The organism is Enterobacter cloacae complex sp. GF14B (assembly GCF_004136805.1).
In the GTDB taxonomy this organism is placed as follows: domain Bacteria; phylum Pseudomonadota; class Gammaproteobacteria; order Enterobacterales; family Enterobacteriaceae; genus Enterobacter; species Enterobacter hormaechei_C.
This window is the reverse complement of sequence record NZ_QFRV01000037.1, coordinates 1-17231: the sequence shown is the minus strand read 5'-3', so window position 1 is coordinate 17231 and position 17231 is coordinate 1. Positions and strand designations below refer to the sequence as shown.

Sequence of the window (17231 nt, the reverse complement as noted above, 5' to 3'; positions counted from 1 at the left end):
GTGCTTGCTTTATCACCAGCTTGCGAGACGTGTCACCTGTTTACGCGCAACAATGCGTGCCTGTTCATCCACGGCCAGCACCTCTTCCACGCTCTGCGGCTCACGCAAATCCATCATCTCCAGCACGGATAAATTCAACGCGGCGATATCAGTAAAGCGGATCTGCTGGTTCAGGAATGCTTCAACGGTCACTTCATTGGCTGCATTAAGCGCCGTTGTCGCCGCCTGCCCCTGATCGAAGGCCGTCATCGCCAGTTTCAGACAGGGATAACGGTCGTAATCAGGCTCGCTAAACGTCAGTGAACTCAGCTTGCAAAAATCGAGAGGCTTAACGCCCGATTTTACGCGGTTTGGCCACGCCATTGTATGAGCAATTGGCGTACGCATATCCGGTTCGCCCAGCTGGGCCAACACGCTGCCGTCCTGATAGCGCACCATCGAGTGAATCACCGACTGCGGGTGGATCAGCACTTCCATCTGTTTCGCCGACGCATTGAACAGCCAGCGAGCTTCAATGTATTCCAGACCTTTGTTCATCATGGTGGCCGAATCGACGGAGATCTTACGCCCCATTGACCAGTTCGGATGACGACATGCCTGATCCGGCGTCATTGCGCTCAATTCAGACAGTGGCGTTTCACGGAACGGGCCACCAGACCCGGTAAGCAGAATCGACACAACGCCATTCTGCTCCAGGTCAGCGTACCCCAGGTTTTGTTGAAAAGGTTGGGGTAAACTCTGAAAAATGGCGTTGTGCTCGCTATCGACCGGCAAAAGACGTGCCCCACGCTGTTTTACCGCGTCCATAAAGAGACGTCCGCAGGTGACCAGCGACTCTTTGTTCGCAAGCAGGACATCTTTTCCCGCATCGATCGCGGCAAGCGTCGGCAGAAGACCCGCCGCCCCGACGATTGCCGCCATAACCTGATCAACTTCATCAAGCGCGGCCATATCGCACGCCGCCTGTTGCCCGCTGAGCACCTCGGTACGGCAGCCCTTCTCCTGCAACAGCGCTTTTACCTGGCGGGCGCTCTCTTCATCATCCATCACCGCAAAACGGGGGGTAAACTCCAGGCACTGTTCGACCATTCGCTGCACGTTTTTTCCGGCCACAAGCGCGGCTACGGTGTAGCTGTCAGGATTATGACGTACAACGTCGAGAGTGCTGCAACCGATAGAGCCGGTCGAGCCGAGGAGAGTGAGATGCTTCATGAGATGCCCAAAAGTTAGACCAGATAAAAGCAAAACGCCGCCAGCAAGACTCAATGTCCTTCTGAACGGCGTTTATCAGTGTACAGCGAAAATCAGAACTGCATCAGTTCCGCTTCTTTTTCTGCCAGCGCCGCATCAATTTTCTTGATCGCCGCGTCGGTCATTTTCTGAATGTCGTCCTGAGAACGACGATCGTCGTCTTCGCTGATCTCTTTTTCTTTCAGCAGAGCTTTCACTTTATCGTTCGCATCGCGACGCACGTTACGTACAGAAACGCGACCCTGCTCAGCTTCACCGCGAACCACTTTGATCAGGTCTTTACGACGCTCTTCCGTCAGCGGAGGCAGTGGTACGCGAATATCCGCGCCCGCTGAGCTTGGGTTCAGACCCAGGTCAGATGCCATGATCGCTTTTTCAACGGCCGGGCTCATTGAGCGATCGAACACGTTGATTTTCAGGGTACGGGTATCTTCTACCGTCACGCTCGCCAGCTGACGCAGTGGCGTAGGCGTACCGTAGTATTCTACGATGATGCCATCCAGCAGGCTTGGGGAAGCTCGGCCAGTACGGATTTTGCTGATTTGGTTTTTGAACGCTTCTACGCATTTGTCCATGCGTACTTCAGCATCTTTTCTGATGTCGTTAATCACGTTACGGATCCTTGAAAACTTGTCTCAGGCAGACTATCCGCCAGCACAGCGCTACAGGCGTGCTAAGTATAGTCGCGTTTAATTCATGACAACGCCAAAGGCGCGCCCGGGTAAGATACCACGTCGAAATAAAGCGGAATCTTACCTGTATTTATCGCCGACGGAAATTATTCCGTGATCAAAGTGCCTTCTTTTTCGCCCATAACAACGCGACGCAGCGCGCCAGGCTTGTTCATATTGAAGACACGGATCGGCAGTTTGTGGTCACGAGCCAGCGTAAAGGCGGCAAGATCCATCACTTTTAGCTCTTTTTCCAGCACTTCGCTGTAGCTCAGCTGATCGTACATGGTCGCTGAAGGATCTTTTGCCGGGTCGGCAGTAAACACGCCATCTACTTTGGTCGCTTTCAGCACCACATCGGCTTCGATTTCGATACCGCGCAGGCAGGCTGCGGAATCGGTGGTAAAGAACGGGTTACCCGTACCGGCGGAGAGGATCACCACGCGGTTGTTGCGCAGCAGGCTGATGGCCTCTGCCCAGCTGTAATTATCGCATACGCCATTCAAAGGAATAGCGGACATCAGGCGAGCGTTCACATAGGCGCGATGAAGCGCATCACGCATCGCCAGGCCATTCATCACGGTTGCCAGCATACCCATGTGGTCGCCCACTACGCGGTTCATCCCCGCTTTCGCCAGACCAGCACCACGGAAAAGGTTGCCACCGCCAATGACCACGCCAACCTGAATACCCAGTTCGACCAGTTCTTTGATTTCCTGTGCCATGCGATCAAGGATGCTTGCGTCAATACCGAAGCCTTCCGATCCTTGCAGCGCTTCGCCACTCAGCTTAAGCAGAATGCGTTTGTACACGGGTTTTGCATTGGTAGCCATGTTTCTTTCCTGAGACTGTCAACGATTAAGATGGGGTTAATTCTGGCGACATGATATGTCGCAAATCAGCACAGCGATACTGGAGCCTGTCTGATTTCGTGAGACGGGTGACAAAAAGAAGCCGCCCTCAGGCGGCTCCTTTTCAATCATTAAGACTGCTTGGACATTGCAGCAACTTCTGCTGCGAAGTCAGTCTCAACTTTCTCGATGCCTTCGCCCACTTCGAAGCGGATGAAGCCAGTTACATCAGCGTTGTGCTCTTTCAGCAGCTGAGCAACAGACTTGCTTGGATCCATTACGAAAGGCTGGCCAGTCAGAGAAACTTCGCCGGTGAATTTCTTCATGCGGCCTTCAACCATTTTCTCTGCGATTTCTTTTGGCTTACCAGACTGCATCGCGATGTCCAGCTGAACCTGGTACTCTTTCTCTACCACTTCAGCAGACACGTCTTCTGGCTTAACGAATTCTGGTTTGCTTGCAGCGATGTGCATTGCCAGCTGTTTAACCAGCTCTTCGTCAGCGCCTTTAGCCGCAACCAGAACACCGATACGCGCGCCGTGCTGGTAAGAGCCCAGAACGTCACCTTCCAGGGAAGCAACGCGACGGATGTTGATGTTCTCACCGATTTTAGCAACCAGCGCAACACGCTCTTCTTCGAACTGTGCTTTCAGAACTTCAACGTCAGTGATTTTGCCTGCAACCGCTGCGTCCAGAACTTTGTTAGCAAATGCCTGGAAACCAGCATCTTTAGCAACGAAGTCAGTCTGGCAGTTAACTTCCAGAATGATGCCGTAGTTGCCGTCGATTTTGGTGATGATCACGCCGTCAGCAGCAACGTTGCCTGCTTTCTTAGCTGCTTTGATCGCACCGGATTTACGCATGTTTTCGATTGCCAGCTCGATGTCGCCGTTCGCTTCGGTCAGCGCTTTTTTGCAATCCATCATGCCTGCGCCAGTACGCTCACGCAGCTCTTTTACCAGGGATGCGGTAATTTCAGCCATTCTTAAATCCTCGGGAGATGTGAACTGCCCGGCCGGGAGCCAAACAGTATAAATTGAAAAAAGGGGCCGATAATGGGCCCCTATTCATACACGGTACTAATAAGGGGTAAAACCTTATTATTCAGCTTCTACGAAGCTTTCTTCCGCCTGAGAAGCCAGATCCTGGGAACGGCCTTCACGAACGGTAGCAGCTACAGCGCTCAGGTACAGGCTAACAGCACGGATTGCGTCGTCGTTACCCGGGATAACGAAGTCAACACCGTCCGGATCGGAGTTGGTATCAACGATAGCGAATACCGGGATACCCAGGTTGTTAGCTTCTTTGATTGCGATGTGCTCGTGGTCTGCATCGATTACGAACAGCGCGTCTGGCAGGCCGCCCATATCTTTGATACCGCCCAGGCTGTTTTCCAGCTTGTCCAGTTCACGAGTGCGCATCAGCGCTTCTTTCTTAGTCAGCTTATCGAAAGTACCGTCCTGAGACTGGGTTTCCAGATCTTTCAGGCGCTTGATGGACTGACGAACAGTTTTCCAGTTGGTCAGCATGCCGCCCAACCAGCGATGGTTCACGAAGAACTGGTCGCAGCTGTTAGCAGCATCTTTCACAGCTTCGCTTGCAGCGCGCTTAGTACCAACGAACAGAATCTTACCTTTACGGGAAGAGATCTTGTTCAGCTCAGCCAGGGCTTCGTTGAACATTGGTACAGTCTTCTCAAGGTTGATGATGTGAACTTTGTTACGTGCGCCGAAGATGAAAGGCTTCATTTTCGGGTTCCAGTAACGGGTCTGGTGACCGAAGTGAACACCAGCCTTGAGCATGTCGCGCATGGAAACAGTTGCCATGTTTAAAACCTCTATATTGAAAGTTGGGGTTATGCCTCCACGTATCCCATATTACCGACCCCGAAGGGCACCCCGGAATATGTGCCGATACGTGTGTGTTGTTACACAAAGTGAGATTTGTCGCTCCCGTCCAGCCTGTGTATCTGAGATGGATCGGAAGTCCGGCGCGCTTTATATCACAAAACACGGCCAGAAACCAATAATTGTTGGCGGAGTGTGCTGTTAATGATTCTCAATTTGGCACGGGGTGCGCCTGACTGATACCATTGACAACACTTACACTAGTATTGTCGAAAAAATCGACACCGATGGACAGATTACATGGCTATCTCTATTAAGACACCTGAAGAAATTGAAAAGATGCGCGTCGCCGGTCGTCTGGCCGCGGACGTGCTGGAAATGATTGAGCCGTTTGTGAAACCGGGCGTCAGCACTGGCGAACTGGATCGCATCTGTAACGACTATATCGTCAACGAACAGCACGCGGTCTCCGCCTGCCTTGGCTATCACGGTTTCCCGAAATCCGTCTGCATCTCTATTAATGAAGTGGTTTGCCACGGCATTCCGGATGACGAGAAGCTGCTGAAAGATGGCGACATCGTCAACATCGACGTGACCGTCATCAAAGACGACTACCACGGCGACACCTCTAAGATGTTCATCGTTGGCAAGCCAACGATTCTGGGCGAGCGTCTGTGCAAAGTAACGCAAGAGAGCCTCTACCTGGCGCTGAAAATGGTGAAGCCGGGCATCCGCCTGCGCACCATCGGCGCCGCAATCCAGAAATTTGTGGAAGCGGAAGGTTTCTCCGTGGTGCGCGAATATTGCGGTCACGGTATTGGTCGTGTGTTCCATGAAGAACCGCAGGTTCTGCACTACGATGCAGACGACGGCGGCGTAGTGCTGCAAAAGGGCATGACCTTCACGATCGAGCCAATGGTCAACGCGGGTGATTACCGCATCCGTACCATGAAAGATGGCTGGACGGTAAAAACCAAAGACAGAAGCTTGTCTGCCCAGTACGAGCATACTATTGTGGTTACAGACAACGGCTGCGAAATTATGACGTTGCGCAAGGATGACACCATCCCGGCGATACTGACGAACATTGAGTGATAAGAAGCCGGCGAATGCCGGCTTTTTTAATGGCGATAGCTTTTTCTTATGGGTGGCGCACGATGAGTAATCTCTTACCCGAACAGTATGCTAACACAGCACTTCCCACCCTCCCCGACCAGCCTGATAACCCGGGCGTCTGGCCACCGCATGAACTGACCTGCGCGCATATCAAAGCCCACATGGAGGTTTTCCATCGCTGGCTGGGAAGCGCATTTGACGCAGGCGTTTCGGCCGAGCAGCTCATTGAAGCGCGCACCGAATTTATCGACCAGCTCCTGCAACGTCTCTGGATCGACTACGGTTTCGGACAGGTGAGCGACGTCGCGCTGGTTGCTGTTGGCGGCTATGGCCGGGGTGAACTGCATCCGCTCTCTGATATCGACCTGCTGATCTTAAGCCGTAAAAAACTGCCGGACGATCGGGCGCAGAAAATCGGTGAACTGTTGACCCTGCTCTGGGACGTAAAGCTGGAAGTGGGCCACAGCGTACGCACGCTGGAAGAGTGTCTGCTGGAAGGGTTATCTGACCTGACCGTCGCCACCAACCTGATTGAAACCCGTCTGCTGATTGGCGACGTCGCGCTGTTCCTGGAGCTGCAAAAACACATCTTCAGCGACGGCTTCTGGCCGTCAGAAAAGTTCTTCGCCGCGAAAGTCGAGGAGCAAAACCAGCGCCACCAGCGCTACCACGGCACCAGCTATAACCTTGAGCCTGACATTAAAAGCAGCCCCGGTGGCCTGCGCGATATACACACGCTGCAATGGGTCGCCCGTCGCCATTTTGGGGCAACATCGCTGGACGAAATGGTCGGGTTTGGTTTTCTGACCGAAGCCGAACGTAACGAACTCAATGAGTGTCTGCATCTGCTGTGGCGCATCCGTTTTGCCCTGCACCTGGAAGTCACCCGCTACGATAACCGCCTGCTGTTTGACCGACAGCTCAGCGTGGCGCAGCGCCTGAATTACCAGGGCGAGGGCAACGAGCCGGTCGAGCAAATGATGAAGGATTTCTTCCGCGTCACCCGCCGCGTCTCTGAGCTGAACCAGATGCTGTTACAGCTGTTCGATGAGGCGATCCTCGCGCTGACGGCTGACGAAAAACCGCGTCCGATTGATGACGAATTTCAGCTGCGCGGCACGCTGATCGATCTGCGCGACGAAACGCTGTTCATTCGCGAACCGGAAGCGATCCTGCGAATGTTCTATACCATGGTGCGCAACAGCACGATCACCGGGATCTACTCCACTACCCTGCGTCATCTGCGCCATGCACGGCGTCATCTGAAGCAGCCGCTGTGTTACATCCCGGAGGCGCGCTCGTTGTTCCTGAGCATGCTTCGTCATCCGGGCGCCGTCAGCCGCGGACTGCTGCCAATGCACCGTCACAGCGTGCTGTGGGCCTATATGCCTCAGTGGTCGCATATTGTCGGGCAGATGCAGTTCGACCTGTTTCATGCCTATACGGTGGATGAGCACACGATCCGCGTCATGCTGAAGCTGGAAAGTTTCGCTAAAGAAGAGACGCGATCCCGCCATCCGCTGTGCGTTGATCTGTGGCCACGTCTGGCACACCCGGAGCTGATCCTGATCGCTGCTCTGTTCCATGATATCGCCAAAGGTCGCGGCGGCGACCACTCCGTACTCGGTGCACAGGACGTGCTGAAATTTGCCGAGCTGCACGGCCTGAACTCGCGTGAAACGCAGCTTATCGCCTGGCTGGTTCGCCATCATCTGCTGATGTCGGTTACCGCTCAGCGTCGTGATATTCAGGATCCGGAAGTGATCAAGCAGTTCGCCGAGGAAGTGCAAACGGAGAACCGCCTGCGCTACCTGGTCTGCCTGACGGTAGCCGATATCTGCGCCACCAACGAAACCCTATGGAACAGCTGGAAGCAGAGCCTGCTGCGCGAGCTGTACTTCGCCACCGAAAAACAGCTGCGTCGCGGGATGCAGAATACCCCGGACATGCGCGAGCGTGTGCGCCATCACCAGTTGCAAGCGCTGGCCCTGCTGCGCATGGATAACATCAACGAAGAGGCGCTGCATCAGATTTGGGCGCGCTGTCGCGCCAACTACTTTGTACGCCACAGCCCAAACCAGCTTGCCTGGCACGCCCGGCATCTGCTGAAGCACGATCTGACGAAACCGATGATTCTGCTTAGCCCGCAGGCCACGCGCGGCGGGACGGAGATCTTTATCTGGAGCCCGGACCGGCCTTATTTGTTTGCAGCGGTCTGTGCCGAGCTGGACAGGCGTAACCTGAGCGTTCACGACGCGCAGATTTTTACCACCCGCGACGGCATGGCGATGGACACCTTTATTGTGCTGGAGCCGGACGGCAGCCCGCTGTCGTCGGACAGGCATGAGGGGATACGCTTTGGCCTTGAGCAGGCGATTACGCAGCGCAGCTGGCAACCTCCGCAGCCGCGCCGTCAGGCGGCAAAACTGCGCCACTTTACCGTCGATACCGAGGTCAATTTCCTGCCGACCCATACCGACCGTAAATCGTTCCTTGAGCTGATTGCGCTCGACCAGCCAGGGCTACTCGCCCGCGTCGGCCAGGTTTTTGCCGATCTGGGAATTTCGCTTCACGGCGCCCGAATTACAACGATTGGCGAACGAGTAGAAGATTTATTTATAATCGCGACGGCCGACCGGCGTGCCCTTAATAATGACCTGCAACTTGAAGTGCAACAACGGTTGACAGCAGCCCTCAATCCAAACGATAAAGGGTGACGTGTTTTTTAGTGAAATGGAAAGAGTAAACAATGCAGCAGTTACAGAACGTTATTGAGTCCGCTTTTGAGCGTCGCGCCGACATCACTCCGGCAAATGTGGATACCGTGACCCGTGAAGCGGTAAACCAGGTTATTTCCCTGCTGGATTCCGGCGCGCTGCGCGTGGCAGAAAAAATCGACGGTCAGTGGGTTACTCATCAATGGCTGAAGAAAGCTGTGCTGCTCTCTTTCCGCATCAACGATAACCAGGTTATCGACGGAGCAGAAAGCCGCTACTTCGATAAAGTGCCAATGAAATTTGCGGATTACGACGAAGCGCGCTTCCAGAAAGAGGGCTTCCGCGTAGTACCACCGGCAGCCGTTCGTCAGGGGGCATTCATCGCACGCAACACCGTGCTGATGCCATCCTACGTGAACATCGGCGCCTACGTTGACGAAGGCACCATGGTGGACACCTGGGCTACCGTCGGCTCCTGCGCGCAGATCGGTAAAAACGTTCACCTGTCCGGCGGCGTGGGCATCGGTGGCGTTCTTGAGCCACTTCAGGCTAACCCAACCATCATCGAAGACAACTGCTTCATCGGCGCACGTTCCGAAGTGGTTGAAGGCGTGATCGTCGAAGAAGGTTCTGTGATCTCCATGGGCGTGTACATTGGCCAGAGCACCCGTATTTACGATCGCGAAACCGGTGAAATTCACTACGGCCGCGTTCCAGCCGGTTCCGTTGTGGTTTCCGGCAACCTGCCGTCTAAAGATGGCAAATACAGCCTGTATTGCGCGGTCATCGTGAAAAAAGTGGACGCGAAAACGCGCGGTAAAGTAGGCATCAATGAACTGCTGCGCACCATCGATTAATCGGGTATAACAAAAAGCGGGGGCAACCCCGCTTTTTTTATATCCGAAGGTGGCGAAAATAGATTTTTTCGTTAATTATTCATAGGTTATGTTGAGATCAAGGGTACCGCTATGTACGATAATCTGAAAAGTCTGGGCATTACCAATCCTGATGAAATTGATCGTTATAGTCTTCGCCAGGAAGCCAATAACGATATTTTGAAAATCTATTTTCACAAGGACAAAGGAGAGTTCTTCGCCAAAAGCGTGAAGTTTAAATACCCTCGCCAGCGTAAGACCGTTGTCGCTGACGGTATCGGTCAGGGATATAAAGAAGTACAGGAAATCAGCCCTAACCTGCGCTACGTGATCGACGAACTCGATCAAATCTGCCAGCGCGATCGCAGCGAAGTCGATCTGAAACGTAAGATCCTTGACGACCTGCGTCACCTGGAAAGCGTAGTCACCAATAAGATCAGCGAGATTGAAGCGGATCTTGAGAAATTGACGCGGAAATAAGTTATTCCGGTGCGGTCTGATGCCCTCACCCCGGCCCTCTCCCACAGGGAGAGGGTGAAAACCGCACACAACATTATCTCTGCTCATCCAGCTGCAACGCCACATACAGCAGTAGCCGGTCGTCAAAATTCCCTAAATCCAGCCCCGTCAGTTCCGAGATCCGGTTAAGCCGATACTCCAGCGTATTACGGTGAATAAACAGCGCTTTTGACGTTGCCAGCGGCTGCACGTTATGCCGGAACCACGCCTGCAACGTGCGGCGCAGCAGCCCGTTGTTGTCCATCGCTTTCAGACGCACCAGCGGGCGCGCCAGCTCGTTGGCCTGCCAGCCACCGCGCAGGCTGTCGAGCAGGACCGGCAGCATCAGATCCTGATAGAAATAACTGCGGCTCTCCGGCATGCGCTGTTTACCCACCATCATGGTGGTGCGCGCCGTTCGCCATGAACGGGCGATACTCCCCGGCCCGGTAAAGTAATTTCCCAGCGCGACGCGAAAACGGAGCTGTCCGTTCTCCTTCATGCGCTCGATGAGCAGCTCAACGCGGCGACGATGATCTTCCGCGTCCCAGCGGCCAAACTGATTAAGCGCAGGCTTGAGCACCACCATTTCCGTTAAAGAGACGATTGCCACCAGGTTGTTACGCTCCGGCGTCGCCAGCATGTTTTGCAGCTGCTGTAGTTCCACCATGGCGCTGTCCACGCCAAGCTGGCCGCTATCCACCTCAATAACGGCAACCACGCGCGGCTGATTCAGGTCGATACCCAGACGCTGCGCCCACTCGCTCAGGGCAGGCGTATGCTCCTCCGCCTGAATCAAATTCATCACCAGCTCTTCGCGCAGGCGGCTGTCCTGGGCGAGCAGGTGCATCAGACGCGACTGCTCCAGCATCATCTCCGCCGTCATGCAGACCAGCTCACCGTATTTACGCAGCGATTCAGGATCGCCGGTCAGACCGATAACGCCAACAATCTCTCCTTCCAGACGCAGCGGCAGGTTGATCCCCTGACGAACCCCGTGCAGATGTTTCGCCACGGCGTCATCGATGTCGACCACGCGCCCCTGAGAGAGCACCAGCAACGCCCCTTCGTGCAATTCCCCAATACGCTCACGATCGCCGCTGCCGATAATGCGCCCACGGGCATCCATTACGTTGATATTGGTATCAATGATGCGCATGGTTCGCGCCACGATATCCTGCGCCATTTTGGTATCAAGATGCCAGCCAGCCATAAAACCCTCCCGTGAGCAGAGCTCAAGCATAGGGAAGTTCAGCTAAGGCTGCATTGTGCAGATGCCCAAAGGCAGAGAGAGATGTATGGAGTTGTGGGAAAGGTCACAGAAACGAGAAAGCCCCTGCGAACAGGGGCTTAAGATGATTACTGCATCAGGAGATAAATAGAAGTATCACCACGCTGAATATTCAGTGCCAGCACGGACGGCTTGCTGTCGAGAATTTTGCGCAGTTCAGCGATGTTTTTCACCGGCTGCTGGTTAGCACCCATGATCACATCACCTTTTTTCAGGCCGATACGGGCAGCAGGTGAGTTCGCTTTCACGTTGTTCACCACCACGCCTTTATCTGCCCCTTTGTTGCTCATCTCAGCACCTTCAATACCGCTGAAGATGGTGCTGGAATCCACCTGGTTCTGACTGCTCTGTTGCAGTTCCAGGCTCACGTTAACCGGCTTACCTTCACGCAGCAGGCCGAGGGTCACTTTACTGCCGATTGGCATAGAACCCACTTCCGCACGCAGGGCGGCAAAGCTGCTGATCGGTTTACCGTTCAGAGAGGTGATCACGTCACCCGCTTTAATGCCGGCTTTCGCCGCCGAGGAGTTCGGCATGACCTGGCTTACGAATGCGCCGCGCTGAGCGTCTACTTTCATCGCTTTCGCCAGCTCGGAGTTCAGCTCGGTACCCATGATACCCAGCTCACCGCGTTTCACCTGTCCATATTGCACCATCTGCGCAGTCAGGTTTTTCACCATGTTGCTCGGGATAGCAAAGCCGATACCGATGTTGCCACCGTCCGGTGCCAGGATAGCGGTGTTGATACCGATCAGTTCACCATTCAGGTTAACCAGCGCACCGCCGGAATTACCACGGTTAATGGCCGCATCCGTCTGGATGAAGTTTTCATAGTTTTCCGCATTCAGGCCGCTACGTCCCAGCGCCGAGACGATACCCGAGGTCACGGTTTCGCCCAGACCAAACGGGTTACCGATGGCGACGGTGTAGTCACCCACGCGCAGCGCGTCAGAGTCGGCAAGCTTAATCGCCGTCAGGTTCTTCGGATCCTGGATTTGAATCAGCGCGATATCGGAGCGCGGGTCTTTACCGACCACTTTGGCATCGAATTTACGGCCATCGCTCATCTGCACCTTAATGGTGTTAGCATTATCCACCACGTGGTTATTGGTTACCACGTAGCCTTTGGCTGCATCAATAATCACGCCCGAGCCGAGTGCCATGAATTTCTGCTGCTGGCCGCCGCCCATGCCGTCATTCCCTGCACCGCCGCCCTGACAGAACGGGGAGCTCTGGAATGGCGAACCGTCCTGGCAGAACGGCGAATTGTCGCCGAAGAACTGCTGGAAATTACGCGGCATACGCGGCGTATTGACGGTTGTGCTGCCCTCAACGTTAATACTCACCACCGATGGCATCACTTTTTCGAGCATCGGGGCCAGGCTTGGCATCTGCTGCGCAGTCGCTGCCGAGGAAGCTGTCTCGGCCGCCGTCGCCAGAGGGGACAGCGCTAAACCTAAACTCAGAGCCAGTGCACTCATTGCTAATGTGGTTTTTTTCATGTTTCTCAATCTCGATTTACCAGATAACGCAAAATTGCTGTGTAACTCAGATTCGTTTTATACCGCTTAGTTCCGGGATTAAGTTTATGGAAAAAGTAAAAATTTATTGGTCGTCTTTACAAAACTCATGGCTTATTCAACGGCCATAAGCTTGCGGTATTCATCCCAGGCATACAAATCTGTCATCCCGCTGATATAGTCCTGGATAAGACGACAGCGATAATAATATTCCATGACTGGCCATTGGGAAGAATGACGATCTATTTTACTGACGGCCTCAATGTATGCCAGCCGGTGGCGCGTTGAAAGCTTCTGATAGAGACGAGATTCAATCGGCAGGCGGCGAACACGTTCATTATCTGCTAGCTCGCTAAACTCATCGACCGTCAGCTGGAGCAGCGGGCCATAAATCTCCAGCAACCCGCTGATAACCCGGTATCCTTGCAGCTCCAGCTGTTCGACATCCGGGTGGCTGAAAACATGGCGGACAGCCACGTTTTTATATAATTCAAGAAGCTGGCTAAAACTGCTCTCATCTTCCAGCAGGGCGTGATTAAATTCCCCGCTAAATATCATCGGCAAATTATCAATGAAACGGGCGGCTGCATACGGCACCAGTTTATTCAGCGTGTTTACTCGCAAATACATAAAGAACTGATCTTCGGTACTGCGGCTCAGCGAATTTGAACGCGATTTATCCCAGGCATTCTCGACGACCTGCGCAAACAGAGAACCTTTTTCATGCTCTCCCCAGGCATCATGAAGATGCTGATACAGCTCCTCGACGCTGAATATTCTTTTTTCCACCGCGTCTTCCAGATCGGCCACGCAATAAGAAATGTCATCAGCCGCTTCCATAATCCATGTCAATGGAAAACGGCCATTGGGGGTCAGAGACAGTTCTTTACGCAACCGCGCGATATATGCTTCTTCCGATAAGTAATAGCCCGGTTTTTTCATCAGGTAGCTATGCGTGGCGGGCGTTTCTCCGGTCCACCACGCGGGACGCGTGTATTTAAGAATACAGCCCACCTGGGCCCAGGTCAGATTCATCCGCATCAGGGAGTGCACCAGACGGATCCCCTGCGCGTTACCTTCGAAATGACACAGATCCTGGCGCACCTTACGGCGCAGATCGTTCAGGCTATCTTCACCTTCACGCAGGCGTAAATCGCGTACCAAACAGCGGTCATCGCTGAGCGGCTGGCTTATGGCATCAGAGGGAAAAAGCCGCTGTTTAAACCAGTCATTGATGGCGGCCTCGCCGAAATGACCAAAGGGAGGATTGCCGATATCGTGCATCAGGCAGGCCATCTCAACGATGCTTTCGAACGGGCCGGTCAGTTCATCCAGTCCGTAGGTTTCCAGCAGACGTTGCTCTTTAAGGCGGCTGAGGATCTCTTTCGCAATGTAGCGTCCCACCTGCTGCACTTCCATGGAGTGCGTTAACCGCGTACGCACCGCGGCGTTACGCTCCAGCGGGAACACCTGGGTTTTTTGCTGTAACCGGCGGATGGCGGGCGAATTGATGATGCGTCCGCGATCGCTTTCAAAAATGCGCAGGATCTCATGTTCGCTCTTATCGCCCTGTGGCGAACGGAAACGTCGGTGCCAGTTAATTTTGGTGCGAAAATCGATTGGTGCCATGTGCTCCCCCGCGTGAGAATGCGTTTCCCCTTAACCGCATGATAGACTATGCATCTTAACAAGGCACATCGCGAGTAAATCTATGAAAATCGGCATTATTGGTGCAATGGAAGAAGAAGTTACGCTGCTGCGTGACAAAATTGAGAACCGTCAGACCCTCTCCCTCGGTGGCTGTGAGATCTACACCGGCCAGCTGAACGGTGTTGACGTGGCTCTGCTGAAATCAGGCATCGGTAAAGTTGCAGCGGCACTGGGCGCGACCCTGCTGCTTGAGCGCTGCAAGCCTGACGTTATCATTAATACAGGTTCTGCGGGCGGTCTGGCGCCGACGCTGAAAGTGGGCGATATCGTGGTTTCCGACGAAGCGCGTTACCACGATGCAGACGTCACCGCATTCGGCTACGAATATGGTCAGCTTCCGGGCTGCCCGGCCGGGTTTAAAGCGGATGATAAGCTGATTGCCGCCGCTGAAAGCTGCATCAACGAGCTGAACCTCAATGCGGTGCGTGGCCTGATCGTCAGCGGCGATGCCTTTATCAACGGCTCTGTTGGTCTGGCGAAAATCCGTCATAACTTCCCGCAGGCTGTGGCCGTTGAGATGGAAGCCACGGCCATTGCGCACGTGTGCCATAACTTCAGCGTGCCGTTCGTGGTCGTTCGCGCGATCTCTGACGTAGCGGACCAGCAGTCCCACATCAGCTTCGACGAGTTCCTGGCCGTTGCGGCCAAGCAGTCCACCGTGATGGTGGAAACCCTGGTGCAGAAACTGGCGCGTGGGTAAGGTGTCATTCAGGGCGCTGGTCGCCCTGCTTCTGTTCGCTCCGGCCTGGCTCATCGCCGCGCCGCGGGTGATCACACTCTCCCCTGCCAATACGGAACTGGCTTTTGCCGCCGGGATCACGCCCGTTGCGGTGAGCAGCTTTTCCGATTATCCACCGCAGGCCGCCCAAATCGAACAGGTTGCCACCTGGCAGGGAATGAATCTGGAACGCATCGTTGCGCTAAAGCCCGATCTGGTACTCGCCTGGCGCGGCGGTAATGCCGAACGGCAGGTAAACCAGCTCTCTTCGCTGGGAATAACGGTTAAATGGGTGGACGCGGTGAGCATCGAACAGGTGGCGCAAACCCTCCGTGACCTCGCGCCCTTCAGCCCTACCCCCCAACGCGCCGGACAGGCTGCACAGCAGATGCTCAACGACTATGCCGCGCTAAAAGCCCGATACGGCACGCAACCGAAACAACGCGTTTTTCTGCAATTTGGCAGCCAGCCGCTGTTCACTACCGGGAAAGGTTCGATCCAGAACCAGGTGCTTGAAACCTGTGGAGGTGAAAATATCTTTGCCGAAAGTCGGGTCCCCTGGCCCCAGGTCAGTCGTGAGCAGGTTCTGGCGCGACAACCGCAGGCCATTGTGGTGGTCGGAAATGCGAGCGAGATTCCTAAAATAGAACAATTCTGGCATCGGCAGCTTAAAATTCCGGTCATCGCACTCAACAGCGACTGGTTTGAACGCGCCAGCCCGCGTATTATCCTCGCCGCAAAACAACTCTGCGCCGAACTGGCAGAGAGTCACTCAAACAGATAAATACCCCCTTCGAGGATTTAACGATGCTCGTGTATTGGCTGGATATTCTTGGCACAGCCGTTTTTGCTATCTCCGGCGTTTTGCTTGCCGGAAAACTACGCATGGATCCTTTTGGCGTACTGGTGCTCGGCGTCGTTACGGCGGTGGGAGGCGGAACGATCCGCGATATGGCGCTGGCAAATGGCCCGGTATTTTGGGTAAAAGATCCCACGGATCTGGTGGTGGCGATGGTCACCTGCCTGTTAACCATCGTGCTGGTTCGTCAGCCTCGCAGACTGCCAAAATGGATATTACCGGTGCTGGATGCCGTCGGTCTGGCGGTCTTTGTGGGAATAGGCGTGAACAAAGCCTTTATTGCCGGGACTGGCCCGCTGGTGGCGATCTGCATGGGGGTGTTAACTGGCGTGGGCGGAGGGATTATTCGCGACATACTGGCGCGAGAAGTCCCGATGATCCTGCGAACGGAAATCTACGCGACGGCCTGTATCATCGGGGGGATCGTTCACGCCACGGCGTATTACACCTTTGCTGTCCCGCTGGAGAATGCGGCGATGCTGGGGATGGTGGTCACGCTGGTGATCCGTTTAGCGGCGATACGCTGGCACCTGAAGCTGCCGACCTTTGCGCTGGATGAAAATTCAAGATAGGTGTCGTTTATAAGCCCGGTAGCGCTTCGCTTACCGGGCCTACAATCTGCGTCCAGGCTTAAATACTGAACGAAGAACCACACCCGCAGGTGCTGGTCGCATTCGGGTTAGTCACCACAAAGCGCGAACCTTCCAGACCTTCAGTGTAGTCCACTGAACCGCCCACCAGATATTGCAGGCTCATCGGATCAACCACCAGCGCGACGCCCTGTTTCTCGATAGTCATATCACCATCGTTAACCTGGTCGTCAAAGGTAAAACCATACTGGAAGCCACTACAGCCGCCGCCGGTAATATAAACACGCAGTTTCAGATCCGGATTGTCCTCGTCGGCAATCAGGGTTTTCACTTTTTTCGCTGCTGCTTCGGTAAATTCCAGCGGCAACGCTACGTCATCACTCATCTTATGCTCCCATGAATACTGCGACTGCTATTGGGCAAAAATCACCCAATTCTTTTTGTCATTATCTAATACCCTGGTAATTCATTCAAGTATTCTGCTTCAGGGCCTGTTCAGCTTCCTGTTTCGCCAGGGTACGGGCAAGAATGGTGGAGTATAGCGGTTTTCCACCCAGGAATTGGGCTAATAGTGTCGCGCCGAGACAGGTAATGATCATTGGCAAAATGAGCTGGTAATTGTCGGTCATTTCCAGCACCAGTACGATCCCGGTAAGCGGCGCGCGCAGGGAGGCCGCCAGCAGCGCCCCCATTCCCGCCACCGCAAACGTCCCCGCG

At 54.3% G+C, this 17231-nt stretch carries 17 protein-coding genes; 7 read left to right on the top strand and 10 right to left on the bottom strand.

The annotated features are described in order from the left end of the window. Nucleotides 1-12: 12 nt before the first annotated feature. From ispC to rpsB, 5 genes are all read right to left on the bottom strand, one after another. Complete coding sequence (ispC, locus tag DD606_RS13605; RefSeq protein WP_022650418.1) at nucleotides 13-1212, bottom strand: 1-deoxy-D-xylulose-5-phosphate reductoisomerase; 1200 nt, start codon at nucleotides 1210-1212, stop codon at nucleotides 13-15. 92 nt (nucleotides 1213-1304) lie between these two features. Further along, nucleotides 1305-1862 (bottom strand): ribosome recycling factor, encoded by a 558-nt coding sequence (gene frr / locus DD606_RS13600; RefSeq protein ID WP_003856180.1) that lies wholly within the window; start codon nucleotides 1860-1862, stop codon nucleotides 1305-1307. A gap of 167 nt (nucleotides 1863-2029) precedes the next feature. Beyond that, a complete protein-coding gene (gene pyrH, locus DD606_RS13595) occupies nucleotides 2030-2755 on the bottom strand; it encodes a UMP kinase (protein WP_003856194.1) in 726 nt (241 codons plus the stop codon). Nucleotides 2756-2904: 149 nt separating this feature from the next. After that, nucleotides 2905-3756, bottom strand: coding sequence for a translation elongation factor Ts (gene tsf / locus DD606_RS13590; RefSeq protein ID WP_003856196.1), 852 nt, complete (start codon nucleotides 3754-3756; stop codon nucleotides 2905-2907). Between the two features lie 117 nt (nucleotides 3757-3873). Beyond that, on the bottom strand, nucleotides 3874-4599 hold the full coding sequence (rpsB, locus tag DD606_RS13585; protein WP_003856207.1) for a 30S ribosomal protein S2: 726 nt from the start codon (nucleotides 4597-4599) through the stop codon (nucleotides 3874-3876). Between the two features lie 321 nt (nucleotides 4600-4920). Between rpsB and map the strand changes: the two genes are divergently transcribed. From map to DD606_RS13565, 4 genes are all read left to right on the top strand, one after another. Next, nucleotides 4921-5715 carry a type I methionyl aminopeptidase gene (gene map, locus DD606_RS13580; RefSeq protein ID WP_003856208.1) on the top strand — a complete coding sequence of 265 codons (795 nt, stop codon included), beginning with the start codon at nucleotides 4921-4923 and terminating at the stop codon, nucleotides 5713-5715. Nucleotides 5716-5777: 62 nt separating this feature from the next. Next, nucleotides 5778-8453: a bifunctional uridylyltransferase/uridylyl-removing protein GlnD gene (gene glnD, locus DD606_RS13575; RefSeq protein ID WP_003856210.1), complete on the top strand. Its 2676-nt coding sequence runs from the start codon at nucleotides 5778-5780 to the stop codon at nucleotides 8451-8453. 32 nt (nucleotides 8454-8485) lie between these two features. Then, a complete protein-coding gene (gene dapD / locus DD606_RS13570) occupies nucleotides 8486-9310 on the top strand; it encodes a 2,3,4,5-tetrahydropyridine-2,6-dicarboxylate N-succinyltransferase (RefSeq protein WP_003856214.1) in 825 nt (274 codons plus the stop codon). A 111-nt stretch (nucleotides 9311-9421) separates the two neighbouring features. Beyond that, nucleotides 9422-9808, top strand: a complete 387-nt coding sequence (locus DD606_RS13565) for a DUF3461 family protein (protein ID WP_003856216.1) — start codon at nucleotides 9422-9424, stop codon at nucleotides 9806-9808. Between the two features lie 73 nt (nucleotides 9809-9881). On the opposite strand, the gene DD606_RS13560 is transcribed toward DD606_RS13565, so the two are convergent. From DD606_RS13560 to dgt, 3 genes are all read right to left on the bottom strand, one after another. Next, nucleotides 9882-11039, bottom strand: coding sequence for a CdaR family transcriptional regulator (locus DD606_RS13560; RefSeq protein ID WP_003856217.1), 1158 nt, complete (start codon nucleotides 11037-11039; stop codon nucleotides 9882-9884). 146 nt (nucleotides 11040-11185) lie between these two features. Then, entirely contained in the window at nucleotides 11186-12619 is a 1434-nt protein-coding gene (gene degP, locus DD606_RS13555) for a serine endoprotease DegP (RefSeq protein WP_129258767.1), read from the bottom strand. Between the two features lie 132 nt (nucleotides 12620-12751). Further along, on the bottom strand, nucleotides 12752-14266 hold the full coding sequence (gene dgt / locus DD606_RS13550) for a dGTPase (RefSeq protein ID WP_126542271.1): 1515 nt from the start codon (nucleotides 14264-14266) through the stop codon (nucleotides 12752-12754). 82 nt (nucleotides 14267-14348) lie between these two features. On the opposite strand from dgt, the gene mtnN reads away from it, so the two are divergent. The 3 genes from mtnN to DD606_RS13535 are packed head-to-tail and all read left to right on the top strand — an operon-like array spanning nucleotide 14349 to nucleotide 16496. Further along, complete coding sequence (gene mtnN, locus DD606_RS13545; RefSeq protein ID WP_003856223.1) at nucleotides 14349-15047, top strand: 5'-methylthioadenosine/S-adenosylhomocysteine nucleosidase; 699 nt, start codon at nucleotides 14349-14351, stop codon at nucleotides 15045-15047. Then, nucleotides 15040-15849, top strand: coding sequence for a vitamin B12 ABC transporter substrate-binding protein BtuF (btuF, locus tag DD606_RS13540; RefSeq protein WP_032608538.1), 810 nt, complete (start codon nucleotides 15040-15042; stop codon nucleotides 15847-15849). The genes mtnN and btuF overlap by 8 nt, the downstream gene beginning before the upstream one ends. Nucleotides 15850-15872: 23 nt before the next feature. Beyond that, entirely contained in the window at nucleotides 15873-16496 is a 624-nt protein-coding gene (locus DD606_RS13535; RefSeq protein WP_003856227.1) for a TRIC cation channel family protein, read from the top strand. 58 nt (nucleotides 16497-16554) lie between these two features. On the opposite strand, the gene erpA is transcribed toward DD606_RS13535, so the two are convergent. Both erpA and DD606_RS13525 read right to left on the bottom strand, forming a co-directional pair. Further along, on the bottom strand, nucleotides 16555-16899 hold the full coding sequence (erpA, locus tag DD606_RS13530; RefSeq protein ID WP_003856230.1) for an iron-sulfur cluster insertion protein ErpA: 345 nt from the start codon (nucleotides 16897-16899) through the stop codon (nucleotides 16555-16557). Nucleotides 16900-16984: 85 nt separating this feature from the next. Next, nucleotides 16985-17231 (bottom strand): chloride channel protein (locus DD606_RS13525; RefSeq protein ID WP_176691442.1); only part of this gene is annotated, 247 nt, incomplete at its 5' end.